26 protein-coding genes and 4 pseudogenes are annotated in these 22,829 nt (G+C 69.0%); 20 read left to right on the top strand and 10 right to left on the bottom strand.

Features of this window, described 5'->3' with window-relative positions; genetic code table 11:
• Positions 1-814 precede the first annotated feature (814 nt).
• The 3 genes from IF88_RS0124000 to IF88_RS46660 all read left to right on the top strand — a co-directional run bounded on the left by IF88_RS0124000 (position 815) and on the right by IF88_RS46660 (position 2,025).
• Positions 815-1,153: a MerR family transcriptional regulator gene (locus IF88_RS0124000; RefSeq protein ID WP_030716174.1), complete on the top strand. Its 339-nt coding sequence runs from the start codon at positions 815-817 to the stop codon at positions 1,151-1,153.
• A 134-nt stretch (positions 1,154-1,287) separates the two neighbouring features.
• Complete coding sequence (locus IF88_RS45630) at positions 1,288-1,800, top strand: STAS domain-containing protein (protein ID WP_234323673.1); 513 nt, start codon at positions 1,288-1,290, stop codon at positions 1,798-1,800.
• 30 nt (positions 1,801-1,830) lie between these two features.
• On the top strand, positions 1,831-2,025 hold the full coding sequence (locus tag IF88_RS46660; RefSeq protein WP_158754536.1) for a hypothetical protein: 195 nt from the start codon (positions 1,831-1,833) through the stop codon (positions 2,023-2,025).
• A 135-nt stretch (positions 2,026-2,160) separates the two neighbouring features.
• Here IF88_RS46660 and IF88_RS46655 read toward each other — a convergent pair whose 3' ends face one another.
• From IF88_RS46655 to IF88_RS48165, 4 genes are all read right to left on the bottom strand, one after another.
• Positions 2,161-2,298, bottom strand: a complete 138-nt coding sequence (locus tag IF88_RS46655) for a hypothetical protein (RefSeq protein ID WP_158754534.1) — start codon at positions 2,296-2,298, stop codon at positions 2,161-2,163.
• 339 nt (positions 2,299-2,637) lie between these two features.
• Complete coding sequence (locus IF88_RS0123980) at positions 2,638-2,976, bottom strand: PRC-barrel domain-containing protein (protein ID WP_199808127.1); 339 nt, start codon at positions 2,974-2,976, stop codon at positions 2,638-2,640.
• A 58-nt stretch (positions 2,977-3,034) separates the two neighbouring features.
• Positions 3,035-3,310 carry an isoamylase early set domain-containing protein gene (locus IF88_RS0123975; RefSeq protein ID WP_030716167.1) on the bottom strand — a complete coding sequence of 92 codons (276 nt, stop codon included), beginning with the start codon at positions 3,308-3,310 and terminating at the stop codon, positions 3,035-3,037.
• Between the two features lie 16 nt (positions 3,311-3,326).
• Complete coding sequence (locus IF88_RS48165) at positions 3,327-4,061, bottom strand: DUF5753 domain-containing protein (RefSeq protein WP_324617209.1); 735 nt, start codon at positions 4,059-4,061, stop codon at positions 3,327-3,329.
• Positions 4,062-4,607: 546 nt separating this feature from the next.
• On the opposite strand from IF88_RS48165, the gene IF88_RS0123970 reads away from it, so the two are divergent.
• Positions 4,608-6,590 carry an APC family permease gene (locus tag IF88_RS0123970; protein WP_030716164.1) on the top strand — a complete coding sequence of 661 codons (1,983 nt, stop codon included), beginning with the start codon at positions 4,608-4,610 and terminating at the stop codon, positions 6,588-6,590.
• Here the strand turns inward: IF88_RS0123970 and IF88_RS45625 are convergent.
• Positions 6,485-6,925, bottom strand: coding sequence for a zinc-binding dehydrogenase (locus IF88_RS45625; RefSeq protein ID WP_420711001.1), 441 nt, complete (start codon positions 6,923-6,925; stop codon positions 6,485-6,487). The genes IF88_RS0123970 and IF88_RS45625 overlap by 106 nt on opposite strands.
• Positions 6,926-7,301: 376 nt before the next feature.
• Here IF88_RS45625 and IF88_RS48160 point away from each other — a divergent pair, with 376 nt between their 5' ends.
• The gene (locus IF88_RS48160) at positions 7,302-7,604 is read left to right on the top strand and encodes a hypothetical protein (RefSeq protein ID WP_030716158.1); all 303 of its coding nucleotides are present in this window, start codon (positions 7,302-7,304) and stop codon (positions 7,602-7,604) included.
• Between the two features lie 62 nt (positions 7,605-7,666).
• Here IF88_RS48160 and IF88_RS0123955 read toward each other — a convergent pair whose 3' ends face one another.
• Entirely contained in the window at positions 7,667-8,803 is a 1,137-nt protein-coding gene (locus IF88_RS0123955) for an esterase/lipase family protein (protein WP_234323672.1), read from the bottom strand.
• Positions 8,804-9,288: 485 nt separating this feature from the next.
• Between IF88_RS0123955 and IF88_RS0123950 the strand changes: the two genes are divergently transcribed.
• Positions 9,289-9,738, top strand: a complete 450-nt coding sequence (locus IF88_RS0123950; RefSeq protein ID WP_051837459.1) for a hypothetical protein — start codon at positions 9,289-9,291, stop codon at positions 9,736-9,738.
• A gap of 112 nt (positions 9,739-9,850) precedes the next feature.
• Positions 9,851-9,997 carry a hypothetical protein gene (locus IF88_RS46650; RefSeq protein WP_158754532.1) on the top strand — a complete coding sequence of 49 codons (147 nt, stop codon included), beginning with the start codon at positions 9,851-9,853 and terminating at the stop codon, positions 9,995-9,997.
• Positions 9,998-10,168: 171 nt separating this feature from the next.
• On the opposite strand, the gene IF88_RS0123940 is transcribed toward IF88_RS46650, so the two are convergent.
• Positions 10,169-11,158: a helix-turn-helix domain-containing protein gene (locus IF88_RS0123940; protein WP_037806822.1), complete on the bottom strand. Its 990-nt coding sequence runs from the start codon at positions 11,156-11,158 to the stop codon at positions 10,169-10,171.
• A gap of 127 nt (positions 11,159-11,285) precedes the next feature.
• On the opposite strand from IF88_RS0123940, the pseudogene IF88_RS43935 reads away from it, so the two are divergent.
• From IF88_RS43935 to IF88_RS0123920, 5 genes and pseudogenes are all read left to right on the top strand, one after another.
• A pseudogene (locus IF88_RS43935) lies at positions 11,286-11,567 on the top strand (NAD(P)H-binding protein); the annotation flags it as partial.
• 336 nt (positions 11,568-11,903) lie between these two features.
• A complete protein-coding gene (locus IF88_RS0123935; protein WP_030716140.1) occupies positions 11,904-12,698 on the top strand; it encodes an alpha/beta fold hydrolase in 795 nt (264 codons plus the stop codon).
• Positions 12,699-12,822: 124 nt separating this feature from the next.
• Entirely contained in the window at positions 12,823-13,653 is an 831-nt protein-coding gene (locus IF88_RS0123930; RefSeq protein ID WP_030716137.1) for an alpha/beta fold hydrolase, read from the top strand.
• A gap of 148 nt (positions 13,654-13,801) precedes the next feature.
• Complete coding sequence (locus tag IF88_RS0123925; RefSeq protein ID WP_030716135.1) at positions 13,802-14,008, top strand: hypothetical protein; 207 nt, start codon at positions 13,802-13,804, stop codon at positions 14,006-14,008.
• Between the two features lie 143 nt (positions 14,009-14,151).
• Positions 14,152-14,586 carry an ester cyclase gene (locus IF88_RS0123920; protein WP_030716131.1) on the top strand — a complete coding sequence of 145 codons (435 nt, stop codon included), beginning with the start codon at positions 14,152-14,154 and terminating at the stop codon, positions 14,584-14,586.
• A gap of 244 nt (positions 14,587-14,830) precedes the next feature.
• Here the strand turns inward: IF88_RS0123920 and IF88_RS43925 are convergent.
• A pseudogene (locus IF88_RS43925) lies at positions 14,831-15,094 on the bottom strand (transposase); the annotation flags it as partial.
• Positions 15,095-15,198: 104 nt separating this feature from the next.
• On the opposite strand from IF88_RS43925, the gene IF88_RS0123915 reads away from it, so the two are divergent.
• The 3 genes from IF88_RS0123915 to IF88_RS48155 all read left to right on the top strand — a co-directional run bounded on the left by IF88_RS0123915 (position 15,199) and on the right by IF88_RS48155 (position 16,777).
• Positions 15,199-15,762: a hypothetical protein gene (locus IF88_RS0123915; protein WP_158754530.1), complete on the top strand. Its 564-nt coding sequence runs from the start codon at positions 15,199-15,201 to the stop codon at positions 15,760-15,762.
• 26 nt (positions 15,763-15,788) lie between these two features.
• Positions 15,789-16,451, top strand: coding sequence for a hypothetical protein (locus IF88_RS0123910; protein ID WP_158754528.1), 663 nt, complete (start codon positions 15,789-15,791; stop codon positions 16,449-16,451).
• Positions 16,452-16,639: 188 nt separating this feature from the next.
• Entirely contained in the window at positions 16,640-16,777 is a 138-nt protein-coding gene (locus IF88_RS48155; RefSeq protein WP_234323671.1) for a hypothetical protein, read from the top strand.
• Position 16,778: 1 nt separating this feature from the next.
• Here IF88_RS48155 and IF88_RS0123900 read toward each other — a convergent pair whose 3' ends face one another.
• Positions 16,779-17,795 (bottom strand): zinc-dependent alcohol dehydrogenase family protein, encoded by a 1,017-nt coding sequence (locus tag IF88_RS0123900; RefSeq protein ID WP_030716114.1) that lies wholly within the window; start codon positions 17,793-17,795, stop codon positions 16,779-16,781.
• 182 nt (positions 17,796-17,977) lie between these two features.
• Between IF88_RS0123900 and IF88_RS43920 the strand changes: the two are divergent.
• The 5 genes and pseudogenes from IF88_RS43920 to IF88_RS48150 all read left to right on the top strand — a co-directional run.
• Positions 17,978-18,378 (top strand): annotated as a pseudogene (locus tag IF88_RS43920) (helix-turn-helix domain-containing protein); the annotation flags it as partial.
• A gap of 132 nt (positions 18,379-18,510) precedes the next feature.
• Positions 18,511-18,756 carry a hypothetical protein gene (locus tag IF88_RS47345; protein WP_030716108.1) on the top strand — a complete coding sequence of 82 codons (246 nt, stop codon included), beginning with the start codon at positions 18,511-18,513 and terminating at the stop codon, positions 18,754-18,756.
• Between the two features lie 53 nt (positions 18,757-18,809).
• A complete protein-coding gene (locus IF88_RS0123885; RefSeq protein ID WP_030716105.1) occupies positions 18,810-21,122 on the top strand; it encodes a molybdopterin-dependent oxidoreductase in 2,313 nt (770 codons plus the stop codon).
• Between the two features lie 132 nt (positions 21,123-21,254).
• Positions 21,255-21,806 carry an EF-hand domain-containing protein gene (locus IF88_RS0123880; protein WP_030716102.1) on the top strand — a complete coding sequence of 184 codons (552 nt, stop codon included), beginning with the start codon at positions 21,255-21,257 and terminating at the stop codon, positions 21,804-21,806.
• A gap of 60 nt (positions 21,807-21,866) precedes the next feature.
• Positions 21,867-22,232, top strand: coding sequence for a hypothetical protein (locus IF88_RS48150; RefSeq protein ID WP_234323683.1), 366 nt, complete (start codon positions 21,867-21,869; stop codon positions 22,230-22,232).
• A gap of 240 nt (positions 22,233-22,472) precedes the next feature.
• Here IF88_RS48150 and IF88_RS48145 read toward each other — a convergent pair.
• Positions 22,473-22,715 (bottom strand): annotated as a pseudogene (locus IF88_RS48145) (hypothetical protein); the annotation flags it as partial.
• Positions 22,716-22,829: the final 114 nt, after the last annotated feature.

Here is a 22,829-nt window from a genome sequence, read left to right as displayed (position 1 = left end):
GTCGTCGTTCGAGGTCGATTACCTCACTGTCGAACACGCGGAAATCTATGTTGGTTGGAGTAGACATTAGGCATCCGCCTGGTTATGGTTTCTCACGTAACTAAGAAGGACCGCAGGGCCTGTCTCACGTAACTAAGAAGGACCGCAGGGCCTGGCAGAGACGAACTGCCGGGCGGCAGTACACGCAGTTGCAGTTCGCAGGACGGTGCGGTGACGGAGTTTCGAAGCCAGGGTTGTTGCAGGACGGCGACGGGACTGGTGACCGGACCGGGTGGCCCGCAGTGATCAGGGGCCGCCGCGAGCAGTACCGCAGTTAACGCAGTAGCAGTACCCGTAGTAAGCGCAGTGGCAGTACCAGCAGTGAAGTCAGTGAGCAGTACCTCGGTGAAGGCGTCGGCTGCGGGCGCGCGCACCGGGAAGTTCGGCAGTGGGGTTCCAAGCCAGAGCAGACGCAGGATGGGCGACGGGGCTGGCTGCCGAAGAGTGGCGCTGGGTGAGGCCACCAGCAGTTCGCAGTATCAGCAGTGCGCAGTTCCCGTTTGGTAAGTGATTGATCCAGAGGGAAGAACGGAGGAGCCGAGCGCCATCAGGATCGCCCGGGCGGAAGTCTGAGTCCGGGTACCGCAGGACATCGATAGTGAGGTGGTCTCCGGTCACGCATCCGCGATCCCCGCACCCCCGACGGCGTATCGGTCGGGTCTGCGGAAACAGAAGGCCGGCGCAGTAACAGGGCCGGCAGATGGTGTAGCAGTTCCTTCGGGGCCCTGGTGCCATTGGCGCCAGGGCCCCTCCACGCGTTCCACAGAGAGGTGTGATGACAGCAGACGACACGCTCGGCCGTCTTGATGACGACGATTACCCCGCCTACACCATGGGCCGGGCCGCCGAGATCCTCGGCACCACCCAGGGCTTCCTGCGCGCCATCGGGGAGGCCCGCCTCATCACTCCGCTGCGCTCGGCGGGCGGCCACCGCCGCTACTCCCGCTACCAACTGCGCATCGCAGCCCGCGCCCGGGAGCTCGTCGACCAGGGCACCCCCATCGAGGCCGCCTGCCGCATCGTCATCCTCGAAGACCAGCTCGAAGAAGCGCAGCGCATCAACGCCGAGCACCGCCGCGCCGCCGGATCGGCGAACCCTCCGGCCGCGGCCTGAGACGGCCGGAGCCGATGCGCTGCCTTGGAACAGCAGGCCCGCGGGGGCCGGGCGTGATCCCTACTCCTCGGCGAGCCGCCCGCCCCTACACCCGGACCACTGTCCTGGCGGGCCGCCAGGGTCTTGTCCATCGCGTGCGTGAACTAGATCTGGAGACCGTGCCCGCCGTCCGCGACGCGGTCCGCAGCTGCCTCGACAACCGGCCCGCCCGGCTGCGCATCGAGATCAGTGGGGTGTCGTTCTGCGACTGCTCCGGCCTCGGCGCCCTGCTGTGGGTGAAGGCCGAAGCGGCTCGCACCGGAACCGGTTTCCCTCAGCGGCCTGCCTCAGCCCATCGTCGCCAGCGTCCTGGACGCCACCGGCGCGGGCGCCCACCGCCGGCCTGGCGCCGCAACCGGCGGAGGGGAGCGGCGGTGGCTCTCTGGCGTGAAGTCCTGGCGGCACTGGCCGACGACGGCCTCGACGACGGCAGCCGGGAGCAGGTCCTGGCGTGCGGTGCCGCGCACCTTGCCGCCAACCGGGCCACGCAGGCAGAGCCGGCAAGCATCGAGGACGTCATGCGTATCGCGTTCGAGGAGTTCTGCCTGCTCCTGGACTCCGAGACCGCCCGCACTGCCCTGAACGAATCCGGGCAAGGAACCGGGTAACCGGCCGGGGGGCTGCGCGTTGAACTGGATATGACCACGACGACGATGCGGCTCGCCCCGGTCATCGGCGGACAGCGAAGAGGCGGAGAAATGGTTCCCCCCGACTGGGAGCCGATCTACGCCGCCCTCGTCCAGGAGTGGCTGAACGCAGGACGACGCGTCCCGGGCCGGCACGACGAGGAATGGGCCATCCTCGCCCGCCGCTGCCCCCGGCCCCAACCCTGACCCACCCGCGTGGTGCCCGTCCCGAGCCGGGCATCACACCCGGGGAGCGAGCCCCCGTATCGGAGCGCTTCCCGGGGGCTGCCGGAGCGGCTCCGTGGTTGGGCCGGCCGCTCCGGCAGCCACCCTGCCCGGCGGTCAGCCCAGCCGCTCGGCGTTGAGCCGCTCGCGCAGGTACAACAGGGCCGCCGCGTCCGCGACCTCGGCCAGCACTACCAGCAGGCAACGGATCCGCTCGTCATCACCGTCACGGACCGCGCCCACGATCTGCTCCACCCTCTCCCTGCCCTGAGCGGGGATCCCCGCTCCTGCGCCCGGCCGGGCTTTCGTGCCCTCGTTTTCGCAGCTCACCGCCACAGCAGACCGCAGCCGCGCCGGGCTGCCCAGAGCGCGAGGCAGTGACGACGGCCCCTGACACCGGGGGGCGGGGCAGGGGCCGTCACGCGCCGTCCGTGGGGGGACGTGGGCGGCGCGCCTGTCGCCGCCATCAACAACAGGGGTCCCGCCAGATCACGCGAATGACCGATCGTGCCCCGATGTCCGCGCACGCCGGCTTCGTCAGACCCCTTCGGCTGCGGCCCCCGTGCTTGGTGGGGAGCCGCAGCCGTGCTGGGCTCAGATGCGGGCGCGCCCGTAGTACTGGCCGAGCTGGTCGCGGTAGGCGGCGTTGCCGCGGTGCTTCTCCTTGTCGTACTCGGGCGAGTCCTTGATCTGGTCCTTGGTGAGGCTGACGCTGACCGTCTTCTCCTTCGCGTCGACACGCACGACGGTGCCGGCGGGCAGCAGGACTTCCTTGCCGAAGATCCAGGGCCCGGTGTCAACGACGAGGTAGGAGGAGCCGACCTCTTCGGTGGCCTCGTCGACCTTGCCGATGTGCCCGTCACTGGCCTCGACCTTGAAGCCGACCAGGCTGGTGCCGGGCGTGTAGTGGGACTCCGGGTTGTAGCTCCACATGTCGGTCACGTTGGTGGGTCTCCTTCTCGAGTAGAGCCGGCCGCGCTCATACGGCGGGTCAGGTGTGCAGGAGGCTGTTGCGGCCGTCGTGGCCGTCCGCCTCCTCCTCGTCGAGCCAGTGCCCGCCGTTCGCGAGGTAGCGGAACCCGTGGCGCTGGTTCACCGGGAGGGTGACCGTGACCGCGCGGGTGCCGTCGGGGCGCTCGGCCATCGGGTGGGCGCCGGGCCGCCAGTCGTTGAAGTCGCCGACCACACTGACCTCACCGGCCGGATGACCGGCGGGCAGGACGAACGTGATCTCGGTCCGGTTCTTACGCCGGGTGCGCTCCAGCATCGACGGTCTCCTCACATCAGGGGCAATGGCTTCGCCATCCCTGCCCGCTGCGGCGCCATCGGCAGCGCGGGACTACGCCATACGCCACAGCAGCCACCCGGACGGCCGCACCCGCCCAGGCGGCGGCCGGACCCACTGGGGCCGGGCGCTTCAGCGGGCCGGGCGGTGGGTGTGCGCCACGCGGAGTGGCCCGCGAGGTAGAGCACGTCGGCGACGAGGAGGAGCACGGCGGGCAGTCAGCGCACCGCGGCGTAGACCTCGGCGGCGTGGGTGATGAACCAGCGGCTGTCGTCCGGTTCAGCGCCCGAGCCTGCAGGTGCTCATACATGACGCCGTAATGCTGCACGTCGGATCGTTTCTCCAGATAGAGGCCGCTGGTGGACCGTTCCAGACACACCGTCCCCCCGCCCGAGGCGTCCGCGAAGCGGAGGACGGAGAACTGCCCCGAGACGCCCGCATGGGCTCCGACCTTGTGCGGGAGGACCTGCACGGTCACGTGCGGCTGCGCTCCGAGATGGTTCAGGTGCTCCAGCTGTTCACGCATGATGGCGGGGCTGCCGACCGCCCGGCGCAGTGCCGATTCGTCCAGCACCGCCCGGAGGCGGAAGGACCGGGCCGGGTGGTGGACCCGGTTCTGCCGACGCAGCCGCACCTCAAGGCGCGCGGCGGCCTGTTCAGCCGTGGCCAGAGGGATCGTTTCCGCGATGACCGCGGCCGCGTAGGCAGGCGTCTGCAGCAGACCGGGGACCACCAGCGGCTCGTAGGAGCAGGCCGCGGGGGTCTCGCTCTCCAGGCCGACGTAGACGGCGTACGGGACCTCGCCGAAGGTGACCCACCAGCCCTGGCGGCCCGATTCGGACTGCGTCGGCCTGCCGCATCAGGGAGTCGACGGGCTGGGGGGTCGTTGCCGAGGTCTGGCTCCGTGGCCTGGTCTTCCCTCGGCCGTACCCCAGATGCAGCCGAAGCGCGACGCGCGCGGTGCCGGGCGTTAGGGATGCGTAAAAGTTGGCGGTGGGAATTCGTCAGGAGGTTCCGCCTGTCCTGCGGACCCCGGAGGCTGGCGAGCGGGTTCCCTGACTGTGCCCTGCCTGCTGTGCTGGGGTTGTTGAGGTCAGGATCGGCACACCGGATGGTGTGGAGTGAGCGGGGCAGACGGGCAGAGCGGGTCAGGGGAGCCGAATGGTTCGGTGCGGATGCGCGCCGACGGCAGGCCCATACTCGAAGATCGTCGCGAGGCCCTGAACCAGTGGCCGTCGTGCACACACGCCGCGCAGGCCGGGAAGGGTTGATGGGGGCTATGAAGGACGCGAATGAGCCGGTCATGCCGGAGGTGGTCGACAGTCCCGCGCTGCGGGAGCAGCCCACGGGCAAGGTGGCGCAGTGGATGCTGCGCCACCGGGTGCAGCCGGTGGGGCCGGCGGCCGGTGAGGGGCATGCCGAGCCGCACGCGTGGTGGAAGGTGATGTGCCTGACCGGCGTCGACTACTTCTCCAGCCTCGCCTACGTCCCCGCGATCGCGGCCCTCGCCGCCGGGGCGGTCTCGCCTCTGGCGACGCTGATAATCGTGGCGCTGACCCTGCTGGGCATGCTGCCGATGTACCGGCGGGTGGCGAAGGAGAGCCCGCACGGCGCCGGTTCGGTGGCCATGCTGGAGGACCTGCTGCCGTTTTGGTGGGGCAAGCTGTTCGTGCTGGTCCTGCTCGGCTTCGTCGCCACCTCATGGATCATCACCATCACCCTGTCCACCGCGGACGCCTCCGTCCACGTCGTGGAAAACCCGTTTTTCCCCGCCGTGCTGCACGGCCACGAGGTCGCCTTGACGGTGGCACTGCTCCTGATCCTGGGCGGGGTGTTCCTGCTGGGGTTCAGCGAAGCCGTCAGCGTGGCCATCCCCCTGGTCGCCATCTTCCTCACACTGAACGCGGTCGTCATCGCGGTGGGCTTGGTCCACGTGTTCACCACCCCCGGCGCATGGTCGGCTTGGACGGACGCCCTGGTCGGCGGGGGCGCCGGCATCGGCGACCTCCTCGGCCCGGCCCTCCTGGCCTTCCCCCTGCTGGTATTGGGCCTGTCGGGCTTCGAGACCGGCGTGAGCATGATGCCACTCGTCGCCGCCGAAGGCGTCGATCCCGAGCAGCGGCTGCGCGCCCGGATCCGCAACACCCGCCGCCTGCTGACCACCGCAGCCCTCGTGATGAGCGTCTACCTGCTCTCGGCAAGCTTCGTTACCACCCTCCTCATCCCGCACGAGGAATTCGAACCGGGAGGAGCGGCCAACGGCCGCGCTCTGGCATACCTGGCGCATGAGCACGTCGGGGAGGTGTTCGGCACCGTCTACGACATCAGCACCATCCTCATCCTCTGGTTCGCAGGCGCCTCCGCCATGGCCGGCCTGGTCAACATCGTCCCCCGCTACCTGCCCGACTACGGCATGGCCCCCGAATGGGGACGCGCCGTACGCCCCGTCGTGATCGTCTACACCGGCCTGTGCATCCTGATCACCATCGTCTTCAACGCCGATGTCGACGAGCAGGCCGGCGCCTACGCCACCGGCATCCTGGCCATGATGGTCTCCGGCGCCTTCGCCGTCACCGTCTCCGTCGCCCGCCACCGCCGCCGCGCCACCACCGTCGGCTTCGCCCTGCTCACCGCGGTCCTGCTCTACGCCTTGGCCGCCAACGTCATCGACAAGCCCGACGGCCTGCTCATCTCCGCCTTCTTCATCGCCGGGATCATCCTCGTATCACTGATCTCCCGTGTCTCACGCACCACGGAACTGCGCGCCGACCGCATCGTCTTCGACGATGACGCCCGCCGGTTCATCGACGACACCCTCGCCCACGACAACGCCATCAACATCATCGCCAACCGCCGCCAGGCCGGCGACTTCGCCGAGTACAGCGCAAAGGAACGAGAACAACGCGGCGTCAACCCGGTACCAGGCCAAGCCGACGTGCTCTTCCTGGAAATCGACGTGGTCGACCCCTCCGACTTCAGCGACACCCTCACCGTCCACGGCGTTGAAGTCGACGGCTACCGCATCCTGCGCGCCGACGCTCCGGCCGCACCGAACGCCATCGCCGCCATCCTGCTCGCCCTGCGCAACGCCACCAAGGTCCAGCCGCACTGCTACTTCGCCTGGGCCGAAGGAAGCCCGCTGGTCCACATGGTCCGCTACTTCCTTCTCGGCCGCGGCGACACCGCACCGGTCACCCGTGAGATCATCCGCAGCCACGAACCTGATCCCGAGCGCCGCCCCGGCATCCACGTCGGCGGCTGACCGCCAGCCCGCGCAGTCCAAAGAAGCGTTGAGGGTGGGGAAGACCGAAAAGCGTGCCAGAACATGACGTCAAGACCGGAACGTCGCATGCGGCTCATGATCATCTTCCTCACTCTCTGCGCGGCCGCCATGGTCGCAGCAGGCGCCGTCGCGGAGCTGCCGGCGTCCACGGTGCCGCCGCCCGCGCTGAACGCCACGAGCCTGCCGTGGGGCGAGAGGGCGTCCACGCCCCGCTGCACCAGATCGCCGCCGACTCCGTCGAGGACCAGGTCTACCGGGTCGCCCCAGGAGTCCTGTGAATAGATCACCACCTCGTCGGCACCGCACCCACGCACGAAGTCAGCCTTGTCCGCCGACCTGACCGCCGCGACCACGCGGCCCGCACCCAACCCTGGGCCAGCCCATCTCGCCCTGGTGCAAAGTGTTGCCCCTGTGCCGGGGCGGAGCTGTGTCCGTCGCGCCACGGGGCGCCGGCCGGTACCCTCGCTGCCGTACCGGGCCCGGCGGCTGTCGGCCGTCGCGGCCGGCCCTGCTGCCGCTGTGGCTACTCCGGCGCAGGCCGCAGAGTCGGTGCCGGGCCCGGCGGCGCTGCGGGCAGGGGTGGCGTACGAGCAGAAGCTGGACGGTCATCGGGCGGCTGCTGTTCACCGCGGCCGGGCCGGGCGGCACGGTGCTGGTGCAGACCCACCGCGGGGCACTGGTCCAGGACCGGTGGCCGGACCTGGGGCGGCCGCCGAGACGCAGTTGCCGCACGGCCTGGTCCTCGATGGCGAACTGGTCGTCTGGCACGCCCAGGCAAGCCGGTTGTCTTTCGAGGCGTTGCAGCGCCGAGCCGCCACCCGCGCCCGCGGCGCCGTCGGCCTCGCCGCCAAAGTGGCCTTGGCCTGCTTCCTCGCCTTCGACCTCTTGCAGCAGAACGGCCAGGAGCTCCTCGCGCGCCCGTACGCCGAGCGGCCCGCACCGGACTGGTGCGCACGGCCGCGTGGCTGTGACGGCGGCCGGACGGCTCGGTGACCGGATCCCGGGTCCCCTCGGTCGTGCCGTGGCCGGGAGCCGGTCATCGTCGTGGCAGTGGGTTATTCGTCCTGGAGCTTGGTCAGGATCCACTCGCCGAGTTCCTCGGTCATCAGTGTGTGTCCCTCGTTGTCACTGGCGCACATGAAGGCGTCGAGTTCGCTGTCTGCGGGGTCGATCTTGCTGTAAAGCGTGTCGTGGTCGTCGATGTCGCCAGCCGCCACTGCGCTGACGCTCGGGACGAACGTGCTTGTGTTGTAGGTGAGTTCGGCCGGCTGACCTTCGAGAAGCCCGGCCAGGAAGGCGGCGGTTCCGAAGTTTCCGGGGTGGCCCGGGAGGTTGTGCGCTTCGGGGAACAGGCCGCCGGGAGCGCCGTCGATGTCGGGCAGGCCGCTGGTGGTGATCTGGATCTCGGCGGCTCCGGCCTTCTTCAGGACGGCGACGATCTGTTCTCCCGTGTTCTGCGTGTCCAGACGGGTGTCCGTCAGCTCCTGACCGGTGGTGAGCATCGCCGTCACGCCGGCCGGGATGTTGTTTCCGGCGCCGGTGCCCGTCCCGTTTCCGACACCGAGCAGGCGTACGCCCTCGGGCCAGCCGCCGACCCGTTCGAGTTCGGTGAGGAAGTCGATGCGGGCCTGGTCCTGGCGGGCCTCGGCGCCGACGGTACCGATGTGCCAGCGCAGCAGTTCTCGGGCGGCCGGGCTGTTGACCAGCACGGAGAAGCTGCCGAGGAGTTCGCCGAACCCCGGGATCGAGCCCCAGTTGTCCTTCACCCAGTGCGCGAACGCCTGTACCGCGATGGGCAGCCAGGCGCCGCGGTGAGGGGTGTCGTAGGAGAGATAGGTCGAGGTCTGGTGGTCGCCACCGTCGTGCTGCATCTTCGCGAGGGCGTAACGCGTGACCAGCCCACCCATACTGAAACCGCCGACCGTCAGCTTGGCGGTCCCTTCGCGGTCGTCGATCGCCTTCTCGATGCACTGGATGGCCACGTCGGCGTTGTCGATGATGGACGCGGACCGCTCCTCGAAGCCGAGGAGAACGAGGTCGAAGCCGGCCTCCCGCAGCGAGGAGACGAACGGGTACTCGCCGTTCTCCAGGGCGTTCCACAGGGCGTCGGGATCGCTCTTCCCGGCGGAGAAGCCGTCGGAGAGGATCACCGGCTTCCTGACCCGGCTCTGGCCCGGCGTGCTGTAGAACACCCAGGCGGTTCCTCCATCGAGTGGCCACGTGGCGTCCCACGCGGAAGTCCTCGGGTACGCAGGCTGAGCGCCAGGCATGGCGTTGTCCCAGATGCTCACAACGGGCATGGACATGAATCCAGCTCCTCCCTCTCGTGGTGCGGCCGGGCTGCGCCGCCCGTGAGGCCGCCGCTTTCAGGCGAAAGCGGAACCTATGATTGCGAGGCTCAGATCCCGCTACCAGCGAATCCACACCACGTCACTCTTTCGACCCGACGTCCTTTCCGTGCAGGTCACAGGGCTGACAGGGAAGAAACGATGATGCGGGCCTGAGGTCCGGGAGCATTCGGCGGGGCGTGAAACACGGCTGAGGAACGGCTCCGAGCGCCCCCGGCAGCACGGGCATACCGTGATTTGGTCAGCCGTGTGCGTCGGCCGGAAGACAGTGACCGCGATGTGCACAGCGGTCAGTGACCGGGTGTGCACAAGGGATCCTGATCAAGAGCATGTCCCAGCGCTACCTGCCCGGATACCGCGACTGGACCAAGATCAAAAGGCGGGACGCCACTGAGACGATCGTCGGCGCGATCACCGGCACCCTGACCCGCCCACAGCTCCTCGTCCTGGGCCGCCACGACCAGAACAACCGACTGCGCGCGATCGGCCGCACGGTGCCGCTGCGCCCGGCCGTGGCCCGGCAGGTTGCCGAGCACCCCACCCCGGCCGCCCCCGGACACCCGTGGGAGGGGGTGCGCTTCTCGGCGACGTGGGGGAGCCGCGACGTCCTCGACACCACCCTCGTCCACCCGGGCCTGGTCTCCGAGGTCAGCGCCGACCGCGCCATCGATCACGGCGACGTTTATCGCCACCCACTCCGGTTCCAGCGCCTGCGCCTGGACGTGGGCGTGCAGGACGCACCCCGGTTCGGCGAAGGCCCGACCGCGGCCGCCGGCTGACGGGACGGGGTTGGTGTGCAGTGGCGTTTCGCCGGTGAACGGGCGGCTCGGGCGGGTGAACCCGGGTCCGGGGGCCTGTTGCTGACGGTGTGGGGGCCGGTGGAACCGGCCCATGATGATCATGAAGCGCTGGCGGCGGGCGATCGCGGTGAGGAGCTCGGCCACCGCGTCGGCGGCCGCCGACAGCACGGCCCGCAGGTCGGGCACGACGACCGCCGGGATCTGGCTGGAGCGGGTGCCGAAAACGGACCGCCAGTAGCGGCGGACGATCCATGCTGGCGACGGCGCGCCGGGCCCCGCGAGGGCGGCGGTCCAAGAAGTCCGCGCCGGGATTCCAGTCCTCATCGCGGCCAAGGAGTAGGCGGCCAAACCGAGAACGTCGGGGCCGCCGTGGCGGCTTGGTGCTCCCGTTGCCCCGGGCCGGGCGGTGTCATCTGCCGTTGTCGGGTCCGGGTCCGGGGCCGGGGTGGGTCTGGGTGTGGGTGTGGGAGCGGAAGGTGCGGCGGTAGGTGTCGGGCGGGACCCCGACGCTGCGGTGGAAGTGTCGGCGCAGGGTGGTGGAGGTGCCCATACCGGTGGCCACGGCGATGGTGTCGATGGTGGCGTTGGTGGTCTCCAGGAGTTCCTGGGCATGGCGGATGCGCTGGGTGTGGAGCCACTGCAGCGGCGTGGTGCCGGTGAGGTGTTTGAAGTGCCGGCCGAGGTGGCGCGAGCTCATGCGTGCCTGGCGGGCCAAGTCCTCCACGGTGAGCGGTCGGTCCAGTCGCTCCAACACCCAAGGGAAGAGTTCACTCAGGGGGTGGTTGCCCGGGGTGGGGAGGGGGGTGGCTATGAATTGGGCTTGGCCACCGTCGCGGTGGGGTGGGATGACCAGACGTCGGGCGATCTTGTTGGCGTTTGCCGAACCGTGGTCGAGGCGGACCAGGTGCAGGCACAGGTCCATGGCGGCGGCCTTGCCGGCGGAGGTGAGGACGTCGCCGTTATCGACGTACAGGACGTCCGGGTCGACGGTGGCGGCCGGGTGGCGCCGCGCCAATTCCCCCGTGTGGGCCCAGTGCGTGGTGGCGCGCCTGCCGTCGAGCAGTCCTGCCGCGCCCAAGACGAAGGCGCCCGTGCACAGTGAGGCCACGCGGGCACCGGCCGCGTGAGCGGCGCGCACCGCCTCAACCAGTTCGCAGGGCGGTTGGCGATCCGTGTCGGCCCAGCCGGGGACGATCACCGTGTCCGCTCGTGCGAGGTGGTCGAGTCCGTGGTCGGGTTCGAGGCGGAAGCGGTCGACGCGCACCGCGCCGTTCCCGCAGAGGGAGAAGTCATACCAAGGGTCCACGATGTGGGTCAGGTCGGCCCCGAAGATCTCGATCGCCACGGACAGTTCGTAGTGGAGCATGCCGTCGGTGACGGCCAGCGCGACAGTGGGCATGTCCGAAACTGTACGTGGCGTGTCGTTTCCGACGCTCGGGCTGGTGCTGCCTCAAAGACAGGATGGGGGTGTCAGGCCGCAGCGGATCGACATCGCAGCGGGCGTTCGAGTGCGCGGGGGCAGTCTCATGAGGTCAGGTCAGTTGGTGGCGGTGTTCGGCGGCGTACGGTCACACGGGGCGGTTCGTGGTCGCAGAACTGGCCACGCGCGGCTTCGTCCCTGTGTCGTCGGGGCGCAACGCGCAGGCTTTGGAGGAGCTGGCGTACGAGCACGGGCTGGAAGCCCGGGCAGCGTCGGTCGAGGACCCGCTTTCGTTGGACCGGGCTCTGGCGGGAACGGCGGCGGTCATCAACTGCGCCGGCCCCTTTGCCTCGACCACCCGCCCGTCATCGAGGCCGCGCTGCGCGCGGGGCCCCGGCCGCGTACGCGTCCACCGTGGGTGCCCGGCTCGGCATGGTGGCGATGAACGGCAATCCCACGTAGCACGCGACTGCCCTCGCGGTCGGCGCTGCTCGTGTCGCCGGTCCGTGGTGATCGTCGCCGGCTGGGCGCCGGGCGGCTTCGACGTGCGGCGGCACGCTGCCCGACCGCTCGCGTCTGGGTTGTGCGCTGAGCGCGCCGCAGCCCCAGGGCTCCGGTCCGCAGGGATTTATACGAGTGTATTGAACAAATGAATTATACGCTTGTATAGTTCACCTCGGCAAGACCGCCAGCCCCCACCTCGAACCGAGGGAGTACAACCGCCATGTCTGTCCAGCCCATCCGCGGCACCCTGACCGTCGACGGCCGCCGCACCCTCTCCTACTTGGACTTCGGCGGAACAGGCCGCCCCCTCGTCGCCCTGCACGGCCACCTCTCCGAAGGCGCGTCCTTCACCGCCATGGCCGACGCCCTCGGCCCCGAGTGGCGGGTGATCGCCCCCGACCAGCGTGGCCACGGCGACTCCGAGCGCGCCCCCGCATACACGCGCGACGGCTACCTCGCCGACCTCCTCGCCCTCCTCGACCACCTCTGCATCGACCGGGCGGTCTTCCTCGGCCACTCCCTCGGCGCGATCAACGCCCTCCACCTGGCCGCCGAGCGCCCGGAACTGGTCGAGGCCTTGATCAGCGTCGACACCGCCGTCGACCTCCCCGACCGCGGAACCAGCCCCCTCGCCTTCGTGCTCAACTTCCCCTACACCGCTGCCACCCGCGAGGAACTGGCCGCCGCCTGCGGACCCCTCGCCGCCGTTCTGGGCCCCGTGCTGCGCCCGCTGCCCGCAGGCGCCGGCTGGCGGCTGCCTTTCCACCCCCAGGACACCGTCGACTCCGAAAACCTCGTCCACGGCGACCACTGGAAGCAGTGGCTCGCCACCGACTGCCCCGCGCTCCTGATCCACGGGCTGCGCAGCCAGGTCCTGCCCGCAGAGCAGGCACAGGCCATGTGCTCCAGGCGCCCCGGCACGGTCTACCGCTCCCTGGACACCGACCACTTCGTCCAGCAGGCCGACCCCGAGGGCTTCGCCACCGCGGTCCGCGCGTTCCTCGCGGGCATCTGAACCATCCTTATGGCCGGTCCGCCGACGCCGGCCGCCGGCCCTGACCTTGGAGGTAATGGCCCGGCATGGGGCGCCGGGCGAGGATGGTGCCACGCCCCACAACCGCTTCACAAGGGACCTTGTCATGCCGTACTTCGAGTCCACGACCGATAACACCCACCTGCACTTCGTCGACTACGGTCCGGTGAGCGGCCCCGTCATCGTCTTCGTCAACAGTTCCTACTTGAGTACCGAGATGTGGGAGTACCAGATGCTGCCGCTGGCGGCCGAAGGTTTCCGGTGCGTAGGGCTCGACCGCAGGGGACACGGCAGGTCCGAGGACGTCTGGGACGGCTTCGACCTCGACACCCTCGCCCGGGATGTGGGCGCCCTGCTAGACCAGCTGGACCTGCACGACGTCACGCTGGCCGGACACTCTTTCGGCACGGTCGAGGTCGTCCGCTACCTGACCCTCGGCGGGGGTGAGCGGGTGGCCCGGGCGGTCCTCGTCAGCGGAGTGGCGCCGGGGCCGGCCCGATCCTCCGATCACACCCAGGGGCTGGATCCGGAGCTCATCCGCGCGTTCAACGAGACCTTCCGCCAGGACCGGGCGAAGTTCTTCACCGAAGGGGCGGACGCCTTCTTCGCCCGCCATCTTCCGGGCCCCACGGTGTCGGACGCGTACGTGGCGCACATGGTGGACCTCTGCCAGGGAGCGACGGCAAGGGCCGCGACGGCCCTCAACGACCTCCTGCCCTCACTGAACCTCGCACCGGAAATGGCGAAAATCGACTGCCCGGTCCTCGTCGTGCACGGCTCCGCCGACGCTTCCGCCCCGCTCGACCTCACAGGCCGCCGTACAGCCGCCCTGATCCCGGGTGCGACGCTCCACGTGTACGAGAACGCGGGCCACGGACTCTTCGCGACCCATGCGGACCGCCTCAACGAAGACCTGCGCACCTTCACCCGTACCTGAGTGGCCAGCGCGCCCGCACACCGGCGGGCATCAGAACACCCAAGACCGTCGACCTGCGCACGATCTGCGCCCCGACGTCGCCACCCCCGCACCGGCCGCGCCCCGCTCAACCACGGCCTGAAAACGCCGAGGGCGAGACCGCCGAGCCGTGGTGGTCCGCGAACGCCTGCGCCCGGCACTCCTGACCGACATGGCACGCCACCGCCAAACCCCCACCCAGGCACCCATCCAATGGCAGACCACCCAGCGCGCAAGGGACCTGCTGCTCCTGATCGGCTCAGCCGACGGCATCGACACCCGCACCCTCGCCCACCGAGCCAAAGTGTCCATGAACAACACCGCGCTCCTCCTGTGATGCGGATCTCGAGTTTTCCCCGGCGACTGAGTGAACGTCCACCGTGGCCCGCGTGCCGTGGTTGTGACCAGGGGAGACAACTTGTGATGGTTTGGGCAGTGCGTCCGCTCCGGCGAATGCGAATGAACGTGCAGAGGGGTCCTGTGTCCACTGAGGAGAACAAGAGGCTGGTCCGCCGCTTCTACCAGGAGATCGACGCGGGCAACATGGATGCCATGGACGAGCTCGTGGCCGAGGACTACCAGGACCACGCCCCGCCGCCGTTTCCGGGGTTCGGACCTGGTCGCGAGGGACTCAAGCAGGTGTTCCGTCTGTTCTGGGAGGCCACACCCGGAACCCACGAGATCGAGGACCAGATCGCGGAGGGCGACAAAGTCGTGACCCGGCTGACGGCCCGGGGAGTGCACGAGAAGGACCTCCCGGGCATCCCTGCCACCGGCAGGCCGATCACGATGACCGCGACGGTGATTCACCGCATCGAGAACGGCAAGCTCGCCGAGAAGTGGTCGGACAAGAATCTCCTCGGCTTCCTTCAGCAGCTCGGCGTCATCCCGACGCCCGGCGAAGCATCGGGATAGCCCAGAGCGGCACTGCGATCCGAGCGGACCTGTGAGACAGGAAGTTTGGTGGCGTCCTGTGACGTGCCGCCCCGGTCCGGCTACGCGAGGTGGTGAACAGGGCGAACGTTGCTTGATACGGCACTACTGATCTCTCGTAAGTTCGGTGGGTGTGGTGGGTGGATGCTCAGGCCGGTCTGGGCGAGGAAGGACCATGGAAGTTGTGGGTTGTGGGTTGGCTCGCCTCCGCTACTGATCCCGTGGAGGCGAAGGCGCGCTCGACCACCCATCGCACCTTGCCCAGCCCGGAACCGTGGGCGACACCGCGTCGGGCGATCACCGGCTTGATGCCACGTCTCCACAGCAGGCGGCGGTACTTGTCGAAGTCGTAGCTTCGGTCTGCGTACAGACGCCGAGGTTTGCGGCGGGGCCGCCCCCGAAGCCCCCGGATCGTCCGGGTCGCGTCCAGCAGGGGCAGGGGTTGTGTGACGTCGTGGCGGTCGCCGCCGGTGAGCGTGACAGCGAGCGGAGTCCTGGCAGCGTGGTCGGGTCTCTACCGTGTGGGTGGAGGAGGCGACGCCCCCGATCCCCTGGGGCACCGCGGCTTGCCTCCGGGGTGCCCCGTACGACGCCATGTCGGTGATCCCGAAGTTCCCCGTGCTGCTGTGTGACGCCCGCGGTCCGACCGACGACCCGAACGCCGCCTACCGGATGGTCCTCTGGTGGGACACGGCTTCCGGCGAGGCCGTCTTCAACGTGGCGCCGTCCTACACCATGCCGGGCAAGCGCACCATCTCGTCGTACGACAGGCGGCGCCCCTGTGGAAGTGGACGTGGCCTCCCCATCCTGTTCGACCACAGCGCCTTCCGGACGCTCAACGGCAAGAACGTCCTCCAGGACCACGACTCCACCTCGGAGTCCCTGAAGGTGAGCATGCACGGCGTGCAGCCGGTCATGTGGGTCGGATCGGTCGACAACTGGCTGGACGTCACGCCCACCAAGGATCCCGTGTCCGGGAGCCGCGCGGGCAACGCGTATCCGGACATGGAAGTCGTGCAGTACCAGAAGCACCAGAAGCCGCGGTGGATCGCCCACGACAGCATGGCCCACACCAGCGGCTGCGATGCCCCGACGGTCTCGACGGCCTCTTTTGCAAGGACCGTGACAACCAGACGTGGGTTAATGGCACCTGTATGAAAAGCTGCTGAGATGAGGAAGCTGCCGTGAGTACGGGAAGATGGCTGTGGGTCTGCCTACAGCACTACGTCATGACCGCCGCTCTCGGCTGGGTGGCCGCGGCTCTCGTGCTGCCCGTTCTGGGCGACGATCCCTTCTGGGCGTCGTTCGGCGCGGGGCTGGGAGCGGGGCTGATCGTGGTGCCGCTCCTGACGGTCGTGACCATGTTCGTACTCGTCCTGCTGGCCGGTCGGCGGTTCGAGCCGCCGACCGGCGGTCCCTCGCGGATCCGGGGCGGCTGGCTGATCGTGCTGCCCTTGGTCCTGCTGCTGCCCGTGGCCCTCCTCGTGCCACTGCAGTACCTGATCGTGCTCGGCGCGCAGCTCGTGTACCTGGTGTGGGTGCTGCCCTGCCAGGACGCCCGTGACACGGCGGATGTGCTGCGCTCGCTCGGCGACCCGGTCGTTCCCGCGGAGCAGCGGGCCCGGATGGCACGGGCGGTCGCGGGACTGCAGGGCAGGCCGGTCGTCGAGGCCCTGGTGCAGACCTCGGCCGACGCGGAGCCGGAGGTCGCCGAAGCGGGTCTGGAGACCCTCTGCACCATCTGGCGGCGCGACGGAGTCGTCGGCGAGGACCTGCTGCTGAAGCTCGACCCGCAGGCCCAGGACCGCGTCCGGGCACTCGGCGTCAGGGTGCGGAGCCCTTGGTGAGAACGGCGGCGATCGGCCGCGCATGACACGGGCCCGGCTCTCCCGAGACCACTCGGGAGCCGGGCCCCTTTTCCCTTCCCGGGGCGGAGGACACTGTCGGCCGCGGGGTCATGCTCTCCCGCACGCCTTCCCCACGCCTGGATCGCCGGCCAGCAACGTGCCGCGGCCCGCCTGGAGGGACTCGCCCGATGAAGTGGAACCTCCGCCTGGCCGCCGCCAACCGCGGTATCTGGAAGGCCGGCGAGCTCCGGCGAATGCCCGCCGCCATCGCGCGGGCGCGTCGGCTGTCGAATGACGGCGTCCGCAGGCGGGCGGAGATCCGGTAGATCAGGGCTCGAGGAGGGCCTTGATCGCGCGGCGTTCGTCCATGGCCTTGTAGCCCTCGGCGACCTGGTCCAGGGGCAGGGTGAGGTCGAAGACCTTGCCCGGGTCGATCCGGCCGGTCTGGACACGGTCGATCAGGTCGGGAAGGTAGCGGCGTACGGGGGCGGGGCCGCCGCGCAGGCCCACGTGGGAGAAGAACAGCTCCTGCCCGTCGAGCGCGACCTCGTGCGGGACGCCGACGAAGCCGACATTGCCGCCGGGGCGAGCCGAGTGCAGGGCCTGCTGCATGGCCTGGGGGGTGCCGACGCACTCCAGCACGGAGTCGGCGCCGATGCCACCGGTCAGCTCCTTGATCCGGGCGACACCTTCGTCGCCGCGCTCGGTGACGATGTCGGTGGCGCCGAACTCGCGGGCAAGGTTCTGGCGGGACTCGTGCCGGCTCATGGCGATGATGCGCTCCGCGCCCATCTCCTTGGCCGCGATCACCGCGCACAGGCCGACCGCGCCGTCGCCGACGACCACGGCGGTCGATCCGGGGCGGACCTCGGCGGCGTCGGCGGCCCACCAGCCGGTGCCCATGACATCGGAGACGGCCAGCAGACCAGGCCACAACTCCTCGCCCGGGATGCCGTCTGTAGCGACGAGAGTGCCCTGGGCGTTGGGGATGCGCACGTAGTCGGCCTGGCAGGTGGACATGAACTCGCGGTGCAGGCAGTTCGACTGAAAACCGTTCCTGCAGTTCGCGCAGGTGTTGTCCGAGGTCGCGAACGAGCCCACGACGAACTGGCCCGGCTTCACGGAGGTGACACCGCTGCCGACCTCCTCGACGAAGCCGGCGTACTCATGCCCCATCGGGTGCGCGTCACCGATCGCCTCCAGACCACGCCAGGGCCAGAGGTCCGAGCCGCACACGCAGGTCACGGCCGTACGGATGATCGCGTCGGTGGGGTGGAGGATCTTGGGGTCGTCCAGGGTCTCGAAGCGGACGTCGCCGGGGGCGTGGATCACTGCGCCGCGCATGAAGGGTCCTTACACATCGGGGCGGTATACGGGAAGGCAGCGCCGCTCGTCCGCACACACGGCCGGACGGAAAGTGCCTCGTCAACCAGGTAACCCGCTCCCAGCGCGTGTGGCGAGTCACCAGCAGGAGGTGTACTGGTGGTACACCCCTGCGGCGGCGCGGTGGCCGTACCGTCGAGCATGTGGACAACAACCAAGACGTCCGCGAGTTCCTCACCTCGCGGCGCGCGAAGATCAACCCCGAGCAGGCCGGAATGCCCTCCGGCAGCCGGCGGCGCGTCCCCGGCCTGCGCCGCAGTGAGGTCGCCGCCCTGGCCGATGTCAGCGTGGAGTACTACGCCAAGCTGGAACGCGGGAACCTCGCCGGCGTCTCCCCGGCCGTCCTGGAAGCCGTCGCCCGCGCCCTGAACCTCGATGACGCCGAGCGCGCCCACCTGCTCCATCTGGCCCAGGCCGCTGACGGCTCCGACGCCCTCACCCGCCCCCGCCGCCGCGCCACCAGGGCGTGGACGGCGTACCGCAGCCTGCAATGGACCCTGGACCCTGGACCCTGGACGCGGTCACCGCAGGACCCGCCTTCGTCCCCTCGACGTCGGCGTGGGACAGCTTCCAGTCGGGTGGCGGCAGTGTCGGCGCGGAGGCTGTTGCTCGTTCACCTGCGGCTCGGCCTGCTGCAGCGTCGGCCTCCCACCAGGCCGTCGAACGTCGGCGCCACATGGTCCACGACCGGTTCGCACCCTTCCTGCGCCTTGAAACCCACGCCCCTGACCTCGACGACGTCCTCACCCCGCCCGAACAGGTCGCGGTGCGCCGCTACATCACCGGCCTGCACGACCCGCTCGCGGGCGACAACGAGTGGGAACACACCTCTGGCCGCTCCAAGACCACCGACTGGGTTGGGCAGCAGGCCGCAGGGGAAGTCTCCGTCCTGCGGACGTCGACTGAAGTGGAGCCCCTGTGACGTAAGCAATCGCTGTCCGAGATCAGGGGAAACGCCAGAGCCGGAGTTGATGCATGGTGGAACGGCGCATGTCGGTTGCGACTCACTGGGGCAGTTTTACCGCGGTGGTCGACTCCGGTCGGTTGGTGCGAATTGAGCCGAGGGGCGATGACCCCGCGCCATCGCCTATAGGCCCCGGAATGGTGACAGCCGCCGACGACAGTGCTCGCGTGTTGCGTCCCGCAGTGCGCAAGGGCTGGCTGAACGGCCTGCCACGCGCCCACGACACGGCCAGAGGCGCGGACGCCTTCGTGGAGGTGAGCTGGGACCGTGCGATCACGCTGGTGAGCGATGAACTCCGTCGGGTGCGTTCACAGCACGGAGACAGCGCGGTGTTCGGTGGATCCTACGGCTGGGCGAGTGCGGGCGGATTCCACCAGGCGCAGGGGCAACTCCACCGGTTCCTGGCGCTGGGCGGGGGATACACCGACTCCCGCAACACCTACAGCACCGCGGCGCTGGAGGTCATCCTCCCCCATGTGATCGGCGGGCATTCGTGGAGCTACCAGTCCCGGATGCCGATGTGGGACGAGATCGCCGAGAACTGTGAACTTGTGGTGGCGTTCGGGGGACTGGCTCTCAAGAACAGCCAGATCAACCCTGGTGGGCTGGCCAGGCACCAGACGCAGGATCTGCAACGCCAGTGCCATGAGGCTGGGGTGCGGTTCGTGAACGTCAGCCCCATCCGCAGCGACACCGCCGGCTTCCTCGACGCCGAGTGGCTGCCCGTCATCCCGAACACCGACACGGCCGCGATGCTCGGCATCGCACACACGATGCTGGTCAACGGATGGCACGACGAGGACTTCCTTCGCCGGTGCTGCATCGGCTTCGACCGCTTCGCCGCCTACCTGGTCGGCGAGCTCGACGGCATCCCGAAGGACGCTGCCTGGGCAGCGAAGATCACGGGCATCGGCCGCGAGGCGATCACCGACCTCGCTCGCCGCCTGACCAGCCAGCGCTCTCTCATCATGGTCAACTACGCGGTGCAGCGGGCAGACCACGGCGAACAACCGATCTGGATGTCTGTCGTACTGGCCGCCATGGCGGGCTCGATGGGTCGGCCTGGCTGTGGCTGGGGCGCAGGTTACGCGACGATGGACGCGACCGGCGTTGCCAGAGGCCGCGCCTCCGTGGCGACGGTACCCGCGGTTGCCAACCCTGTTGCGGATTTCATCCCTGTTGCAAGGATCGCCGACACCCTGCTGGATCCGGGCAAGACCATCGACTACGACGGCCAGCGCCTCACGTTGCCCGAGCTTCGCCTGATCTACTGGTGCGGAGGGAACCCCTTCCACCACCACCAGGACCTGCATCGGCTGGCCCGCGCCTGGCAGACCCCTGACACGGTGGTGGTTCACGAAGCCTGGTGGAACACTACGGCCAAGTTCGCGGACATCGTCCTTCCCGTCGCCACCACCTTGGAGCGTGACGACTTCGCCGCCGGATTCTCCGACCCCCACCTCGTCGCGATGCCGAAAGTCCGCGAGCCGGCGGGCGAGTCGCGCACCGACCACCACATCTTCACCGCCTTGGCCTCCCGGCTCGGATATGAGCAGGAGTTCACGGAGTCGCGCTCCGAGATCGAATGGGTCCGCCACCTTTACGAGCAGACGAGGACCAAACTCGGCGACGATGCCACCTTGCCGGGCTTCGACGACTTCTGGCGCAGCTCCACCGCTGAGCTGCCGGCGTTGACCGGACCGTTTCCCGGCAGCTTCGAGGACCTCCGCTCAGATCCGCAACGTTTCCCCCTGCCGACGCCGTCGGGCCGGATCGAGATCTTCTCCGAGGAGATCGACTCGTTCGGCTACGACGACTGCGCCGGGCATCCGACGTGGTTTGAACCGGTGGAGTGGCTTCGTGCCGATCTGTCGGACCGATTCCCGCTGCACCTGATCTCGAATCAGCCCGCCTCACGCCTGCACAGCCAGTACGACAACGGTGGCCACAGCCTCAATTCAAAGATCCGTGGTCGTGAGCCTATGACGATCAACCCATTGGATGCCGCGTCGCGCGGCATCCAGGACGGCATGATCGTACGCGTCTACAACGACCGAGGCAGCTGTCTCGCGGGCGCGGTCCTGTCGGACGACGTCATGCCAGGCGTCGTACAACTGTCCACCGGAGCGTGGTGGGATCCGGTCCAGCCAGGCCTGAGTGGGACATTGGACCGCCACGGCAATCCGAACGTCCTCACAGGGGATCGACCGTGCTCGCGCCTGTCCCAAGGACCGAGTGCTCACAGTGCGCTGGTCGACGTCGAGCTCTACGGCGGCCCTCTTCCCGATGTTCTCGCCTTCACACCACCAAATCTCGAACATTGACACGAAAACCTCCGCCTCTTCGGGTAAATTTTCGTGTACACCACCATCAATTGCGCAACAGGCCCTGGCCGCCGCGAGACTCTCCACTTGCCCGTTTGCGCTTGAGTAACGGCGCGAATACTGTGCGCAGTCGTGACTGCACTTCAAAACCTCAAGTACGGCCAGTGGTTCAGGGGCGCCGACGTCGATGGCGACGGGTTCATCACCCAGCGGGACGTCCGAATGATGAGCGAGCGTTACCTCGCCGCCCGCGGCACCGCGCCAGACTCCGCCACCGCCCGCCTGCTCACCGAGGGGATGGACGGGTTCTGGACGAACGTGATCGCCCCGATGGATCAGGACAGTGACGGGAAGGTCGATCTGCAGGAGATGACCGAAGGGTTCAGGCGGGTCCTGACCGACCCAGCCCGGTACCCGGAACAGATCGAGCCGGTAACCAACTGCTTCTTCGACCTCGTCGATCTCAACGGAGACGGCAAGATCGACCAGGCGGAGTTCCAGCAGATGTTCGACTCGGTCGCCGCCGTTCCCGGTGAGGACTGCGCCGCGGTCTTCGCCGCTTTGGACCGGGACGGCTCCGGTGCTCTGGACCGCGCCGAATTCCATGAGGCGGTCATGGAGTTCTTCTACGGCAACGACCCGAACGCTCCTGCCAATCACCTGTTCGGCAGGGTCGCCGGCTGACGGACCCAGATGCAGCCCGGGACCGGCACGCCCACACCACTACTGGTGTGGGCGTGCGGCGTGAAGTACATCGACGCCGCCGTCGAACAGCTCCGCGCCAAGAGCCACGAGCTCCGCGAGGAGGACACCGAGCATCCGAACGCTGACCACAACCCGTGCCCGACCTCCGCTGTGAAACCTCCCCGAGATCTGGTCGGGAAAGCAGATCGAGCAGCTCTGAGCCAACCCAAGAACGGGGTGCCGATCACGAAGAGCGCGCAGGTCGCCGAGTCCGTGCCGGGCCCGGCTGCGCTGCGCGCCGGGGTGGCGTATGAGCAGAAGCTGGACGGGCACCGGGCGCTGCTGTTTACCGCGGCCGAGCCGGCGGGCGGGTGCTGGTGCAGACCCGGCGCGGTTCGCTGGTCCAGGACCGGTGGCCCGACCTGATGGCGGCCGCCGAGGAGCAGTAGCCGCCCGGTTTGGTCCTCGATGGCGAACTGGTCGTCTGGGACGTCGAAGCGGGCCGGTTGTCGTTCGAGGCGGCGCCGGGCCGCCGCTCGCGCCCGCGGCGCCGCCGGTCTGGCCGCCCGGTGGCCGGCCTGCTTCGTCGCGTTCGACGGCGACGAGCCTTCGGTACTCCAACTGCTCTGTCCGTCTGGCCGTGAGGTGGACGTGAACCTCCGGGAGGTACTCCTTGAGGACGTTGTAGGCGGCCGTGTAGGCCTCTTCCTGCACGCCGGCGGCGGCTGGCGTCCACAAGACCAGCATCGGTTCGTGCCTGCGAGCGCCTTCGGGCGTGGCGAAGGAGAGCTCGTGGAGGACCAGACGCGCCCCGTCCGAGGGCAGGGCCGAAACCAGCTCCTCATGCGTCAGATTGCCCTCGACCTCCACGACGAGCACACCCGGGGACCCGGCGATACGAAGGATCACGGCATTGACCTCCCGCTTCTCCCTCAGGTGGTGGAGGGCATCACGGCAGCCTTCCGAAGGGCCGATCGGGCTGCTCACCACACCCTCCCTTCACTCGCGGCCTGGGGAACAGTC

This window comes from Streptomyces sp. NRRL F-2580, assembly GCF_000720115.1.
In the GTDB taxonomy this organism is placed as follows: domain Bacteria; phylum Actinomycetota; class Actinomycetes; order Streptomycetales; family Streptomycetaceae; genus Streptomyces.
This window is presented reverse-complemented; position numbering and strand designations above follow the sequence as displayed.